The organism is Haloarcula salina, from assembly GCF_049603855.1.
GTDB lineage: Archaea > Halobacteriota > Halobacteria > Halobacteriales > Haloarculaceae > Haloarcula > Haloarcula salina_A.
The window spans coordinates 1,954,089-1,967,981 of record NZ_CP187146.1 but is presented as its reverse complement, the minus strand read 5'-3'; the positions used below and the strand labels follow the sequence as shown (position 1 = coordinate 1,967,981).

At 65.7% G+C, this 13,893-nt stretch carries 15 protein-coding genes; 5 read left to right on the top strand and 10 right to left on the bottom strand.

Annotation, left to right across the window (positions count from 1 at the left end):
* Positions 1 to 3 precede the first annotated feature (3 nt).
* Entirely contained in the window at positions 4 to 1,014 is a 1,011-nt protein-coding gene (locus ACOZ4I_RS10020; RefSeq protein WP_423999077.1) for a DHH family phosphoesterase, read from the top strand.
* Positions 1,015 to 1,028: 14 nt separating this feature from the next.
* On the opposite strand, the gene ACOZ4I_RS10015 is transcribed toward ACOZ4I_RS10020, so the two are convergent.
* Positions 1,029 to 2,951 (bottom strand): beta-CASP ribonuclease aCPSF1, encoded by a 1,923-nt coding sequence (locus ACOZ4I_RS10015; RefSeq protein ID WP_423999075.1) that lies wholly within the window; start codon positions 2,949 to 2,951, stop codon positions 1,029 to 1,031.
* A 228-nt stretch (positions 2,952 to 3,179) separates the two neighbouring features.
* On the opposite strand from ACOZ4I_RS10015, the gene ACOZ4I_RS10010 reads away from it, so the two are divergent.
* Positions 3,180 to 3,353 (top strand): DUF5786 family protein, encoded by a 174-nt coding sequence (locus tag ACOZ4I_RS10010; protein ID WP_423999073.1) that lies wholly within the window; start codon positions 3,180 to 3,182, stop codon positions 3,351 to 3,353.
* Positions 3,354 to 3,357: 4 nt separating this feature from the next.
* On the opposite strand, the gene ACOZ4I_RS10005 is transcribed toward ACOZ4I_RS10010, so the two are convergent.
* From ACOZ4I_RS10005 to ACOZ4I_RS09995, 3 genes are all read right to left on the bottom strand, one after another.
* Positions 3,358 to 3,696: a glutaredoxin family protein gene (locus ACOZ4I_RS10005; protein ID WP_423999071.1), complete on the bottom strand. Its 339-nt coding sequence runs from the start codon at positions 3,694 to 3,696 to the stop codon at positions 3,358 to 3,360.
* Between the two features lie 80 nt (positions 3,697 to 3,776).
* Complete coding sequence (locus ACOZ4I_RS10000; protein ID WP_423999069.1) at positions 3,777 to 4,019, bottom strand: BolA family protein; 243 nt, start codon at positions 4,017 to 4,019, stop codon at positions 3,777 to 3,779.
* Between the two features lie 68 nt (positions 4,020 to 4,087).
* Positions 4,088 to 4,264 carry a hypothetical protein gene (locus ACOZ4I_RS09995; protein ID WP_423999067.1) on the bottom strand — a complete coding sequence of 59 codons (177 nt, stop codon included), beginning with the start codon at positions 4,262 to 4,264 and terminating at the stop codon, positions 4,088 to 4,090.
* 75 nt (positions 4,265 to 4,339) lie between these two features.
* On the opposite strand from ACOZ4I_RS09995, the gene ACOZ4I_RS09990 reads away from it, so the two are divergent.
* Complete coding sequence (locus ACOZ4I_RS09990) at positions 4,340 to 4,726, top strand: thiol-disulfide oxidoreductase DCC family protein (RefSeq protein WP_423999065.1); 387 nt, start codon at positions 4,340 to 4,342, stop codon at positions 4,724 to 4,726.
* A gap of 5 nt (positions 4,727 to 4,731) precedes the next feature.
* Here the strand turns inward: ACOZ4I_RS09990 and ACOZ4I_RS09985 are convergent, their stop codons facing one another.
* The 4 genes from ACOZ4I_RS09985 to ACOZ4I_RS09970 form a co-directional block, all read right to left on the bottom strand.
* Positions 4,732 to 6,189, bottom strand: a complete 1,458-nt coding sequence (locus ACOZ4I_RS09985; RefSeq protein ID WP_423999063.1) for a lipase maturation factor family protein — start codon at positions 6,187 to 6,189, stop codon at positions 4,732 to 4,734.
* Between the two features lie 72 nt (positions 6,190 to 6,261).
* A complete protein-coding gene (locus ACOZ4I_RS09980; protein ID WP_423999061.1) occupies positions 6,262 to 6,672 on the bottom strand; it encodes a CoA-binding protein in 411 nt (136 codons plus the stop codon).
* A gap of 47 nt (positions 6,673 to 6,719) precedes the next feature.
* Positions 6,720 to 7,094, bottom strand: coding sequence for a winged helix-turn-helix transcriptional regulator (locus tag ACOZ4I_RS09975; protein WP_423999059.1), 375 nt, complete (start codon positions 7,092 to 7,094; stop codon positions 6,720 to 6,722).
* Positions 7,095 to 7,764: 670 nt separating this feature from the next.
* Positions 7,765 to 8,529, bottom strand: coding sequence for an IclR family transcriptional regulator (locus ACOZ4I_RS09970; RefSeq protein WP_423999057.1), 765 nt, complete (start codon positions 8,527 to 8,529; stop codon positions 7,765 to 7,767).
* 297 nt (positions 8,530 to 8,826) lie between these two features.
* On the opposite strand from ACOZ4I_RS09970, the gene ACOZ4I_RS09965 reads away from it, so the two are divergent.
* Both ACOZ4I_RS09965 and ACOZ4I_RS09960 read left to right on the top strand, forming a co-directional pair.
* Positions 8,827 to 9,804 carry a TIGR03557 family F420-dependent LLM class oxidoreductase gene (locus ACOZ4I_RS09965; protein WP_423999055.1) on the top strand — a complete coding sequence of 326 codons (978 nt, stop codon included), beginning with the start codon at positions 8,827 to 8,829 and terminating at the stop codon, positions 9,802 to 9,804.
* Between the two features lie 51 nt (positions 9,805 to 9,855).
* Positions 9,856 to 11,595 (top strand): thiamine pyrophosphate-binding protein, encoded by a 1,740-nt coding sequence (locus ACOZ4I_RS09960; RefSeq protein ID WP_423999053.1) that lies wholly within the window; start codon positions 9,856 to 9,858, stop codon positions 11,593 to 11,595.
* Between the two features lie 110 nt (positions 11,596 to 11,705).
* On the opposite strand, the gene iolM is transcribed toward ACOZ4I_RS09960, so the two are convergent.
* Together iolM and ACOZ4I_RS09950 are read right to left on the bottom strand one after the other, a co-directional pair.
* Positions 11,706 to 12,860, bottom strand: a complete 1,155-nt coding sequence (iolM, locus tag ACOZ4I_RS09955) for a scyllo-inosose 3-dehydrogenase (RefSeq protein WP_423999051.1) — start codon at positions 12,858 to 12,860, stop codon at positions 11,706 to 11,708.
* 152 nt (positions 12,861 to 13,012) lie between these two features.
* The gene (locus ACOZ4I_RS09950) at positions 13,013 to 13,798 is read right to left on the bottom strand and encodes an SDR family NAD(P)-dependent oxidoreductase (protein ID WP_423999049.1); all 786 of its coding nucleotides are present in this window, start codon (positions 13,796 to 13,798) and stop codon (positions 13,013 to 13,015) included.
* Positions 13,799 to 13,893: the final 95 nt, after the last annotated feature.

Sequence of the window (13,893 nt, the reverse complement as noted above, 5' to 3'; positions counted from 1 at the left end):
AAGATGCGTCCCGCAATGGAACTGGCGGAGTTGCTCGGCGAGGCGGAAGCGCTCACTATCGTCTGTCACAACAACCCCGACCCGGACTGCCTGGCGAGCGCGCTCGCGCTGGGCCGAATCGCGGGTCACGTCGGCATCGACGAGCGGCGGATCCTCTACAGCGGCGAGATATCCCACCAGCAGAACCGCTCGTTCGTCAACGTCCTCGACATGGACCTCCGGGAGTTCGACCCCGACGTCGTCCGCGACCGCCCCTCGACGGAGTTGCTGGCGTTCGTCGACCACTCCCTGCCCGGCGCGAACAACCGCGTCCCCGAGGATGTACCGGTCGACATCGTCATCGATCACCACCCCGCCGACGACGTCGAGGGTCGCTTCGTCGACCACCGCGAGCACGTCGGCGCGACGGCGACGATACTGACCGAGTACGTCCGCGACCTCGACATCGAACTCGATCCGAAGGTGGCGACGGCGCTGCTGTTCGCCATCCGCCGCGAGACGCTGGGGTTCCTCCGCGGGACGACGCCGGACGAGCACGGGGCGGCGGGCTTTCTCACCGACCGGGCGGACTCGTCGCTCCTGCGGACGCTGGCGTCGCCGTCGGTCAGCGGGGCCACCATCGACGCCATCGGCGACGCCATCGAGAACCGGACCGTCAAGGGCTCGGTCCTCATCTCGCACGTCGGCCGGACCTCGGAGCGCGATGCCCTGCCCCAGGCCGCCGACTACCTGGCGACGCTCGAAGGGGTCGAGACGGCCATCGTCTTCGGCATCGTCGACGACAGCATCCACCTCAGCGCCCGGTCGACGGACTCGCGAATCCACGTCGGCGACGCACTCTCGGACGCCTTCGCCGACGTGGGCAGCGCCGGCGGCCACCGCGAGATGGCCGGCGGCGAGGTCCCACTGGGTATCTTCGCCGACTACACGACGGACGACGCGGTGCTCGTATCTATCGTCGAGCAGGTCATCACGGCCCGCCTGCTGGCCGAACTCAACATCGCCGAGGAATAGCTGACTGACCGCGTTCAGGACAGCCGGAACGTCTCGAGGTTCTTCGGATTGTGCGTCCGCATGTTGAACTTCTGGTACAGCGCCGAGGAGAGCTGGTTCGTCGAGGACTCGTCGCCGTGGACGCAGAGGATCTTCTCGGGGCGGGGGTGCATCGTCTCGACGAACGACTCCAGGCCCTGTCGGTCGGCGTGGCCGGAGAAGCCGTCGACCGTCTCGACGTCCATCTTGAGGCTCACCCGTTCCGCGCGCGGACCGCTGCCGTCGCCGAGCGTGATCTCGTCCTGGCCGCGCTGGATCTGGCGACCGAGGGTCCCCTCGGCCTGGTAGCCGACGAACACCATCGTGTTGTCCGGGTCGCTGCCGAGCAGGCGGAGCCAGGACATCACCGGGCCGCCGGTGACCATCCCGGAGGTGGTCAGGATGATGGCCGGTTCGTCGTCGGTGATGTCGCGTCGCATCTCCTCGCCGCCGTCGACCTGCTCGAACTGTTCCGCGAGGAAGGGGTTCTCGTCCTCGTAGAGGATGCGCTGGCGGAGGTCGTCGCGGAGGTACTCTGGGTAAGCGGTGTGGATAGCCGTCGCCTCGCGGATCATCCCGTCTAGGTACACCGGCATCGTCGGGATGTCGCCCTTCCGCATCGCCTCCTCCAGAACGAGCATGAGCTCCTGGGAGCGGCCCACGGCGAAGGCGGGGATGAGGATGTGGCCATCCTTCTCCTGAGCGGTGTTGATCACGTCGCGCAGCACCCGCTCGGAGTCGGACTGGTCGGTCTGGTAGTCGTTTTTCCCGCCGTAGGTGGACTCGAGGACGAGCGTCTCCACCCGCGGGAAGTCGTTGACCGCGCCGTCGAGCAGGCGGGTGTCCTTGTAGTGGATGTCGCCGGAGAACGCGACGTTGTACCGGCCCTCGCCGATGTGGAAGTGACAGACCGCGGAGCCGAGGATGTGGCCCGCGTTGTGCATCGTCAACTTCACGTCCGGGGCGATGTCCGTGACGTTGCCGAACTCCAGCGGAATCGTGTGTTTCAGCGCGTTACGGACCTGCTGGCTCTCGTAGGGGGGCGTGCGCCCCTCCTTCGAGGCCACGTCGAGGTAGTCCAGCTGGAGCAGGCCCATCAGGTCCCGCGTCGGCGCGGTCGTGTAGATCGGGCCGTCGTAGCCGTACTTGAACAGGATGGGGATGAGCGCGGAGTGGTCGAGGTGGGCGTGGGTCAGGACCACGGCATCCAGCGAGTTCGGCCCCGCGGCCAGCGCCTCGGGGGCCTGGAGATACGGGACCTCGCCTTCTGCGCCGGGCTTGTCGCCGCAGTCGATGAGGATGCGCGACTCGGGCGTCGAGAGGATGAACGACGCGCGGCCGACCTCCCGACAGCAGCCAAGCGTCGTCAGCCGCACCCAGTCGTCGTCGTTCGTCATCGGGCGGTTGATCTGCCGGCCGACTCGCTGGAGGATGTCGCGGCGGTCCTCGCGCTCCTGTTTCAGGAAGTTCCGGACGTTCGAGACCGTCGAGGATTCCATCGGCGGCGTGCGGACGACTTCGGGCGTCCAGCCGACCGACCCCGAAATCTCGTCGAGCGTCGCGCCGTGGCGGCCGATGACGCGGCCGGGCTTCTCGGCCTCGATGAACACTTCGCCGGTCTGGCGGTCGAAGTCGAGGTTCTGGACGCCGGCGTCTTCCGGGATCGTCTCGGTTATGCGGACCCGGGCTTCCTCGGGCGGGACCAGCGCCTCCTGCGTGGGGCGGACGTTGATGCGCTTGCGGAGCGTCTGTGCGAGGTTCCTGACGATGCCGTCGCGGCTGGCGACGGTCCGCGCGTCGGGCGTGTAGATGACGAGCTCCGGTCCTTCGAACTCGACGGACTCGATCTCGATGTCGTCTGGCGTCTCCGCTTCGACCTGTGCTTTGATTCTCTCAAGTGTCTCGTCTGCTGAACTCATAGCTTTGAAGATTCCGGTGGAGGCGCGATAGCCGTCGGAAAACCACGGCTCTCGGGTGCCGTTATCTAGGTGGGAGAACGAGGACAGTTAAGAACCTTTGCTTACCGCGCGCCCGCATCCGGTTCTCGGTGTCGTCGCGGGAATGTCGGAGTGTCGTGGGATGGTAGCTGGTGGCGTCCGGCTCGAAACATCGTCTGATTTTAGTACACCACGCCCCCCGTATGAGACATGGGTTTTGGTAGCTACGACGAATCCGAGCAGAAGGACAACAACGTAGACGCGGACGACAGCGAAGGCGTCGCCGTCCACGAGAACGACCACGACGGCTCGGTCTCCTTCGAGACGGAGGCGTCGACGAGCGACCTCGTCGACAAACTCGGCGAGATGAAAGACGACGAGTAGGGACTCAGCCGCTGAGTTTCGGTTCGAGGTCGCCGCGCTCGTCGAGCTGTTCGAGGATGTCGCTGCCGCCGACGAACTCCCCGTCGACGAACGTCTGTGGAATCGTCTCGCGACCGCTGTGGCGCTCCAGCGCCTCGCGGTAGGCGTCGGTCGCGCGCAGCACGTTCACGGTTTCCACGTCCTCTCGGTACTGTGTGAGCAGCCCGAGCGCCTTCCGCGAGTAGCCACACTGGGGCATCAGCTCGTCGCCCTTCATGAACAGGACGACCTCGTTGTCCTCGATGGCGCTGTCGACGTGGTCGGTAACCTCCTCGGGTGAGACCTCTTCGGGTTCGAATGCCATACCCACCCTAACGCGACCACGGGTAAAGGCGTACCGACGGTCGGATCGACGACTGCGGACCGTCGGCCTGACGAGTCCGGCTACTCTGCTTCCTCGGGCGTCAGCGTCCGCAGCTCGATGGCGTGAATCTCGCGGGTGAGGTGCTCGCCCAGCGCGTCGTGGACGAGTTGGTGCTGGTCGACGAGCGTCTCGCCCTCGAAGGCGGGCGAGACGACCCGGACAGCGTAGTGCTTGTCGTCGTCGGGGTCTCTCGGCGTGGTGACCGTCGCCGTCGCGTCCGGCAGTTCGTTTTCGATGAGCGCGGCGACTTCTGCTTTGTCCATGTCCGGCCCGAGGGCGCGGGCGGGCAAAACAGTTGGCGTCGCCCACGCCGAGCCCACTATCGCACCCGTCACCAGTCGGGCGACACCTCGCGCGCGATGCCCGCGCCGAGCGCGAACACTCCGAGGCCCGCGAGCGCGGCCCCGGCGAGCCACGGCGTCGAGAGAGCCGCCGTGAGTCGCGTCACCCAGAGCCCGGTGACGGTCGCCAGCCCGCCGGCGACGACGAGTTCGACGAACCGCTCCATGCGTCACGCTGGCACGAGCGGTGACAAAGACCTACCGGAGGAAACGGTTTGTGCGTCGCCGCCCTAGAATCGAGTATGAGTGACGGCACGCTCGTCTACGACGATGACTGCGGCTTCTGTACCTGGTGCGCGGACTTCGTCCGCACCCGCTCGGACGTCGACATCGTCGGATTCTCCGATCTCGACGAGGATCTGCTGGCGCGTCTTCCCGAGGACTACGAGTCCTGCTCGCACTTCGTCACCGAGGACGAGGTGTACTCCTGTGGCGCGTCCATCGAGGCGGCGCTCGCGCGGACGGGCCCGGGCGAACTGGCGCGGCCAGCGGTGGAGTTCCTCAATCAGTTCGACGACTACGAGCGGCTCCGCGAGCGCGCCTATCGCCGCGTCGCCGACGACCGGAGCCGGTGGGGGAAGTACCTCTCGAAGACGCCGCCGGCGAGCACGGGCGACTCGAACTGCTAGAGCGGTCAGACGCGCGTGAGCCGCAGGTCCCCCTCGCCGACCGGGCTGACGTAGGTCCCCACCCGCTCGCGTGTCCACCACCGGCCGGTCTCGCGGCGTTCCTCGGGCGTCGTGAACCGGTAGCGATAGCGGACCGCCCGGACGTGCGTCGGCGTCTCGTCGGAAAACGGGACCGAGTCGAGGAGGTCGTGCGTCGCCTCGTCGCCGTCGAGGAGGTTCTGCAGTAGCGCGAGGAACCACGGACTCCGGTGGGGCGTCGGGGCCATCGCCGCGAACCACAGTTGCCAGTCCAGCCGGTAGTGGTAGGGAGCGACCTGCCGCGGTCGCCGGTCCGGGTCGGTCGGCTTGCCCCTGAACTCGTAGGTCTCCCACTCCGTGTCCGGCGTCACCACGTCGTCGGTCGTCCCCTGGACGACGATTTCGTAGCGGTCGCGGGTGATCGACCCGAACGCGCCGTAGGTGTTGACCAGGTGCAGGGGGTCGAAGGCGGTGTTCATCACCTGCCGTTCCGAGAGGATGTTTCGCGCCGGGCCGACGCTCCGCCAGAGGACGACGGCGGCGAGCGCGACGGCGAGTGCCTGGAGATACAGCGGCGGACTGGACGCCGTCGGTGCACTGACCGGGAGGACAGCGGTGAGCACGCCGTCGCTGAACGTCGCGACGGCCTGGACGATGGTGAGGGCGTTGAGCCACGAGAAGTTCCCCGTGACCATGAGCCAGCCCTGGAAGCCGATAGTCGCCGCGCCCGCCACCGAGGCCCAGGGCTGGGGAGCGAAGTACAGGAACGGGACCGCGACTTCGACGACGTGGTTGCCCAGCACCTCGACCCGGTGGAAGCGGTCGGGCAGGTGGTGGGCGTACCAGCTCACCGGGTTGGGAATCGGCTGAGTCTCGTAGTGGTAGTCGAGCGCGGTGCAGTCTCGCCAGCAGTCGTCGCCGCGGAGTTTGATGAGCCCCGCGCCGAACATGTTGCGAAACAGCACCCACTTCAGGAGCCAGACGACGACCACCGGCGGTCCCGTCGGCCCGGCTCCGAGAAACGCTGCCAGAAACCCGGTTTCCAGCAGCATCGACTCCCAGCCGTAGCCGTAGAACGTCTGGCCGGCGTTGACAAAGGAGAGGTACAGCCCCCACAGCGCGAGCCAGAGCGCCATCGACGCCGGGACGGCGTAGGGTCTCGGAAGCACGGACGGCACGCCCGCGAGTGCGACCACGGAGAGGGCGACCCCGGCCCACGCTGCGACGACGACGACGCGGTCGCTCGGGTAGTAGTAGAACAGGCTCGGCCGCTCTCGGAACGAGTGGCGGTCGACGTACCGCGCTATCGGCAAGAGGCCGTCCTCGCCGGCGAGCGGCCGGAACTGCCTGGCCGCGACGAGGAAGGCGAGCAGATAGATCGCCGCGAGTCCCCGGTGAAACAGGAACCGAACGAGCCAGTAGGACCCCGCGTCCCACGGGAGCATGGTCGGCTATCGTCCGGCCATCGTCATAGACGTATCGGGCGCTGGGGGACGCGGCCATCCGGGCCGGTCACGTCAGCCCATGAGCTGCTGGTGGGTCGGCTTCATACACCGATCCTGCACGACGCGGCGACCGGCCGCTTCGGCGCGCTCGACCGCCTCGTCGTCGTGGATGCCAAGCTGGAGCCAGATGACGGCGTCGTCGTCGCGTGCCAGCGCCGCGTCGACGATGTCGCTGACCTCCTCGCTCGGCCGGAACACGTCGACGATGTCGATCTCGCCCGGCACGTCCGCCAGCGAGTCGTACGCCTCGCGGCCGAATATCTCGTCGGCGAAGGGGTTGACGGGAATCACGTCGTAGCCCTGTTCGAGGAGGTACTTCGGGATCTCGTGGGCGTCTTTGCCGGGACTGGCAGAACAGCCGACGACGGCGACGCGGTCCAGTTCCAGTATCTCTCGGAGTTCCGCCTCGTCAGTTACGGGCATATCGACCGATTCGCCGGGCAGCGCCAAAAGCTATTGCCCGGCGGCCGTCACCGGATGCCGTCGTCCGCCTCCACCGGTTCTTCCAGGTGTTCCTGTCCCCACTTCGCCATCTCGGTGATGACCGGTTCGAGCGACGCCCCGCGCTCCGTCAGCGAGTAGTTGACCCGAAACGGCTGTTCGCTGATGACTTCGCGGTCGACGAGCCCCTTCTCCTGGAGGTCCTCGAGGCTGTCGGACAGCACCTTCGATGAGATGCCGTCGACGTTCTCCTTGAGTTCGTTGAACCCCGAGGGCCCGTGTTCCAGCAGTCGATGGACGATGACGGGGTGCCACTTCTTGCCGATGAGCGAAGCCGTCGTCGTGATCGGACACCACTCCTCGCCGGCACACCACACGGAGAGCTTCTCCGGGGAGTCGGTCATTGTTGGTGACAGTTCACTCGCGGGCCGCTAATAGGTTACCCCTGGTTAGGCCGTTACGTCGCGTCAGTCGGCGCCTCGGTGATCGTCGAACAGCGATATGGGTTAATGTCTGATATATTACTATTATCCAAAATTAGCAGAATTCGATCATATTTTGGGGAATTTCTTGCCCTTACTCTGAGAACCGTTCAATGGGACCCCAAATCGGCTGTCTGGTACTTCTCGGGGATCACATCGGAGTAACCGCTGTCATAGGGTGAACGTCATATTCGGATGTAACACGGCCCTAACCGCCGATCAGTACCGTTCCGTAGAGACGGGAGACCAGTCTCGATAGAGATATTCTCAGATTTCTGTGACTACTGGAAATTTTATTATTTGGTGGCGGTTCGGTACCGAGGATCGACGGTTGCGCGGGTGCGACGCCCTGTGAGTCGTACCACAGACAGGCAGCGATAACAGGGGTCGACGGGTGTCCGTCCGCGGCGAGCAGTCACTCTGTCCGATCGAGTCCTGATCGTCACGCCGAGAGAATAACACCTGTACGTGTGTTACATCGAATGTGAGCGGTCGTCTTGATCGGCCCACAGTCCGTTCCGTCGGAGACGACCGGCCGTCGACGAACCCTGTCGTTCGGACTTCGCGAACGGGGGTGCGGATGTGGGCTGGATTACGAGAACTGGGAGTTGATCTCGATGACGTTGGCCGACCGCGTGACCATGCTGGGGAGTTCCTCCTCGTAGAACTCGCCTTCGAATCGGCTGGCGGGCCCAGAGATGCTTATCGCGCCGACGATTTCGTCTTTGGTCGTCACCGGGGCGGCCACGCAGCGCAGGCCCTCGATCTTCTCCTCGCGGTCGAAGGCGTAGCCGCGCTCTCTGATGGCTTCGAGTTCCTCGAACAGCGTCTCCGGGTCGGTGATCGTGTTCTCGGTGTAGCCGACGAGGCCGTGGCGGTCGATGATCTCCTCGACGCGCTCTCTGGGCATGTGTGCCAGCATCGCCTTGCCCAGCGAGAGGCAGTGCATGTACTCTCGCTTGCCCGGGGACGACGCGGACTGGATGGCGTTCTCGCCGGCGCTCTTGTAGATGTACACCGCACGCCCGTGTTCCGTCATCGCGAACTGAGCGAGCTCGCCACAGGACGCGGAGAGGTCGTCGAGTTCCTCCGTGACGACGTCGTAGATCTGGAGTCGGTTCCGTACCTTCTCCCCCAGTTCGAGGTACCGCAGACTCAGACGGTACGTATCGCCCTCCTTCACGACGAACTCGTTCTGCGAGAGCGTGGCCATGTGCCCGTGGATGGTCCCCTTCGACCGGTCCAGTTCCGAGGCAATTTCCGTGATTCCGGCCCCGTCTCGCTCGAGCAGCAGTTCGATGATGTCGAGTGTCGTCTGGACCGCTTCCACCGTTCGAGAGCCGTCGTGCGTTGCCATACCACGTAGTTTGGCATCGTCCATCATAAAACTGTTCGTCAGCGACGAACGATTGGGGGCGTTCGGAAGATGCGAACGTCATTGTCCGGGCACGACGAGCGAAGTCGCATATCGCCGGTCTTTCCCGGGCAGCAGCGTGATAAACGTCCGCACACCAGATGGGTGGCCCAATAACGTTCGCCTCTCTCAAACGGTGGGTGAAGTGCCTGCACGTTGGGTATCTGCGACGCAGACGCTCACGAACTCCGGTCGCGTGGGGAAAACGATATTACACGGACACCACAAGTCGGAGGTACGATGGTCAGCATCGACTACATGGCCCATCAGGAGCAGTACAGCCCGTCGGAGCTGCTGGAGTACTCCGAACTCGCCTCGGAGAACGGCTACGACTTCATCTGGACCTCGGACCACTTCCACCCGTGGTTCCACACGGACGCCGAAGCCGGCTTCGCGTGGTCGTGGCTGGGGGCCGCCACCGAGCGGGTCGACATCCCGATCGGGACCTGCGTGACGCCCGCCGGCGAGCACTACCACCCGGCAATGATGGCCCAGGCCTTCGCGACGCTCCAGGAGATGCACGACGAGCGGGTCGTGCTCGGCCTCTCGACCGGCGAGGCGATGAACGAGAAGCCGCTGGGCCACGAGTGGCCGGAGTACCCGGTCAGACGCGACCGGCTCGAAGAGACCCTGGAGATCGTCCACGGCCTCTACGACTCGGAGGACTTCTTCAGCTACGAGGGTGAGCACTACGAGGTCGACGATGCGAAGCTCTACACGATGCCCGAGGACCGACCGGAGATCCACCTCGCCGCCAACGGGCCGACGACAGCCTCGCTGACCAGCGTCTACGGCGACGGCTTCATCACGGTCAAGAAGGGCGAGGAGTACACCGACCGGCTCTATCCCGCCATTCGCCGCTACACCGAAGAAGAGGGCCGCGATCCCGACAGCATCGAGACGACGCTGCTCGTGATCGCCTCCTACGACGAGGACTTCGAGCGCGCCCGGGCGGCCACCCGCCCGTGGTGGGCGACCACGCAGAACGTCTTCGACCGCGCGATGGCGAACCCGAAGGACATCGAGCAGGAGGGCGAGAAGGCGACCGAGGAGGAGATCGAGGCGAAGTTCCTCATCGCCGACGACCCATCGACTATCGCCGCCCAACTGGAGGAGTACGCCGAGATGGGCTTCGACCGCATCGCGCTCGGCAACACCAGCCCCGAGCCCGAGCGGCTCTTCGAGGTCATGGGCGACGAGGTCATCCCCTCACTGTGAGGGGGCCGTGGGGGAACGTTTAATAAAACCGGCGTGTACGTTTGTGATGAGATGCCTAGACTCAACGGTGGCGAGATCATCGCCAACTATCTGGAAAAAGAGGGCGTCGAGTACCTCGTCGGCATTCCCGGCCACGGGAGCACGAACCTGCTCGACGCGTTCAACGACTCCGAGGTTGAGGTCATTCAACCCCGGCACGAACAGGGCGCGACACACCTCGCGGACGGATACGCGCGAGCGACGGGGGACCCACTGGCTGTGTTCACCTCCATCGGCCCAGGGGCGACGAACACCGTCACCGGCGCAGCGACGGCCTACGTCGACTCCATCCCGATGGTCATCTTCACCGGCGCGCCCCAGACCCACGAGTACGGGCAGGGGATCCTCCAGGAGATCGAGCGCCAGAAACCCGGCGACTTCCCCAGCGTGATGGAACCCGTCACGAAGAAGAGCTTCGTCGTCGACGACGTGGAGCGGCTCCCGCGCATCCTTCGCCGGGCGTTCCAGTGCGCGCTGTCCGGCCGTCCCGGTCCCGTCCACGTCGACGTGCCGATGGACGTACAGGGCGCGGCAGCGGACGTGGAACTGCCAGAGCCGACCAAGCACCGCCCCCACAGCCGGCCCGGCGGCGACCCAGAGACGGTCTCGGACGCCGCGGACCTGCTGGCCGAGGCCGACCGACCGGTCATCGTCCCCGGCGGCGGGACGATGCTCGCCGAGGCCTGGGACGAGGTACAGGACCTCGCCGAACACCTCCAGGCCCCCGTCATTCCGACGTTCCAGTCGCGGGGCATCATCCCGGAGGACCACGACCTGTTCGTCGGCTACGCGGGCTGGATCGGCTCCTCGGCCGGGAACGAACTCGCGGCGAACGCGGACGTAATCCTCGCCGTCGGCTGTCGGTTCACCGACATGCACACCTCCTCATTCGAGGAGGGCGTGAGCTTCGAGATCCCGCCGAGCAAGCTGGTCCACGTCGACATCGACCCCCAGGAGATCGGGAAGAACTACCCGGTCGAGGTCGGCATCCAGGGCGACGCGAAGGTCGTCACCCGTCAGATCACGGAGGCCGTCCAGGACCGCGTCGACCCCGTCTCGACCGAGGACAACGAGTACTACGAGGAGATTCAGGCGCTGTGGGAGGACTGGCAGGCGCAGGTCGACGAGCGCTGGGAGAGCGACGAGGTCCCGATGAGTATCTCGCGCGTGGCCCGAGCGGTCCGCGAGGTGCTCCCGCGGGACGGGAGCATCGTCACCAGCGCCGGCCAGCCCCAGGAGACGATCAACCCCGAATTCCCGGTGTACGAGCCCCGGACGAACATCTCCTGTGGCGGCTTCTCGACGATGGGATGGGGCGTCTCGGCCGCCATCGGCGCGAAGCTGGCGGATCCCGAGCGGACGGTCGTCGACTTCGAGGGCGACGGCAGCTTCCTGATGTGCAACCAGGAGGTCGCCTGCGCCGTCGAACACGACATCGACGTGAACTACGTCGTCGTCAACAACAACGGCTGGAAGTCCATCCGGAACCTCCAGGTGAACAAGTACGGCTGGGACCGCGTCCTCGACACGGAGTTCGACGACGAGACGATGGTCGACTTCATGGACATGGCCGAGTCGTTCAACGTCGGCTTCGCCGAGCGCGTCGTCAAGCCCGAGAACCTGAACGGCGTCCTCGAAGAGGCGTTCGCCCACGACGGGCCGTCGTTCGTCGAAGCGGTCGTCGAGCCCGACAACCCCGACTCCGGCGCGATCATCACCGGCGAGTGGGACCTCGCCGACCTCGAACACTGACCGCGCTCGGCCGTTTTCCGCCGTCTCGTGTGTGCTGACCGTTCCGTAGCCGCGACGCTCGACGCGTCGATGAATGAAAAAGCTGCCAGCGACTCGTTTCTGGGGCGTTCTCAGACTTCGATCAGGACCTTGCCGTCGACGCGCTTGCGGGCCTGCGCGACGGCCTCGTCGGCGTCTTCGAGGTCGAACGTCGACGTGACGATCGGGAGGTTGTCCAGTCGGCCACTGGCCATCAGCCGGATAGTGCGCGGGTACACCTGCTGACCCGTGTGGCCTTCAGAACCGTACAGTTGCGCGCTCGATCCCTGGTACTTCCGGAGCGCGATGTCCGGGTCGCTACCGGCGTTGCTGATGTGGACGACGTTCGCCCGCTCGGCCAGCGTGTCCTCGATGACGGGGTAGGTCGCGCCGACAGCGCCGCTGGTCTCGACGTGGACGTCAGCGCCCTCGCCGCCGGTGACCTCGTCGACTTTCTCGACCGCGTCGACCTCGATGGGGTTGTAGACGTGCTCGAAGCCGAGATCGTGGGCGATCTCGCGGCGCTCGTCCGAGGGCTCGAAGGCGATGACCTTCCCCGCGCCCGCGGCGCGCGAGACGTTCATCCCCGTCAGGCCGATGGGGCCGACGCCGTGGTAGACGTGGTAGTCGCCGGGCCAGATGCCCTCCGCCCGCCCGAAGAGGCCGTAGAACGTGATGGTGCTCGGCTCGATGGTGGCGGCGGCGCGGTACAGTTCGTCTTCGTCCTCGTACTGCTGAGACAGCTCCGAGACGCCCCAGAGGATCTTCTCGGGAACGGCGACGTACTCCGCGAACGCGCCGTCGAGTGTGAAGCCAAGCTGCTCGAAGTTCTCGCAGTGGCCGTGGAATCCCTGGCGGCACATCTGACAGCGACCGCAGTAGTCGGTGACCTCGGCCGTCACGGGCTCGCCGACCTCGAATAAGTCCGCGTCGTCCCCGGTCTCGACGACCTCACCCGAGAACTCGTGGCCGATGACGTTCGGGAGCTGCGTGTACGCCGAGTAGTGCATGTAGCCGTCGTCGTCCGTCTCCGTCATGGCCACGTCGCTGCCGCAGATGCCGGCGTACTTCACGCGGACGAGGACCTCGTCGTCGGCCGGTTCGGGCCGCTCGCGCTCCTCGACACGTAACTCGGGATTCTGCCAGATACTGGAACTGTCCATCGCGCGCTTGCGCTGCTTCTCGTCGTCCGTCAGGTCGTAGCTTGACTGCGGATTCCACTCCGCATCGAGCACTAGTGCACGCATGGTTCTCAGTGTGGTTCCCGGTGACATAACTGTACTGGATTCACACACCGGGAGAACGAACCTCTCCCGTCGGCCGCTCCTTCACCGGTCGCCCGCGTCTTCGGGCCGTCGTCGCTCGTCGGCCACTGCCTGTCAAAACCGTTCCGACCGACTCAGTACGTCTGCCAGCCGCCGTCGACGTAGACCATCTCGCCGGTCACGTAGCCGGCCTGGTCGCTCGCGAGGAACAGGACCGCCGGCGCGATGTCCTCGGGGTAGCCCGGCCGGTCGAGCGGAATCGGTTTCATCAGGTCGCCCGCTGCCACGGATTCCTCTTTCTGCTCGGCCCCGGAGCCGAACTCGGTGGCGATGTGGCCGGGCGCGACCGCGTTGACGCGGATGTCGTCGGCCGCGAGTTCGAGCGCCGCGCCGCGGGTAATCATCTTGATCGCGCCCTTCGTCGAATCGTAGTGGATCTGGCCGACCTGGGCGTGCGTCGCACTGATCGACGCGGTGTTGACGATGGTCCCGCTCACACCGCGGTCGCGCATGTCCGCCGCCGCGGCCTGACAGCCGAAGAACACGCCGTTCGTGTTGATGTCGTGGATCCGGTCGAACGTCTCGGCGTCGACCGAGAAGAGGTCGCCGCGGGTGAACCAGCCGGCGTTGTTCACCATCACGTCGACGCCGCCGAACTCCCGGGCCGCCTCGACGACGGATTCGATGTCCGAGCGCTCCGATACGTCGGTTTCGACGAAGACCGCACGCCCGCCGTCAGCCTCGATGGCCTCGTGGGTCGGCCGCGTCGCGTCGGCGTCTTTCGTCTCGGGCGTGATGTCAGCGTTGACGACCGTCGCGCCGGCGTCCCCGAACGCCAGCGCGACCGCCCGTCCGATACCCGAACTGCCGCCGGTGACGATAACCGTTTCTCCGTCGAAATCGTACCTTACTGAACCCATACGCTCAGTTACGGCTGGATCACCAAGAGTGGTGCGACTGTGTCGCAGCCGGTGTTGATGGCGTAACACATTTATGGGTGGACCGAGAGGTGTTT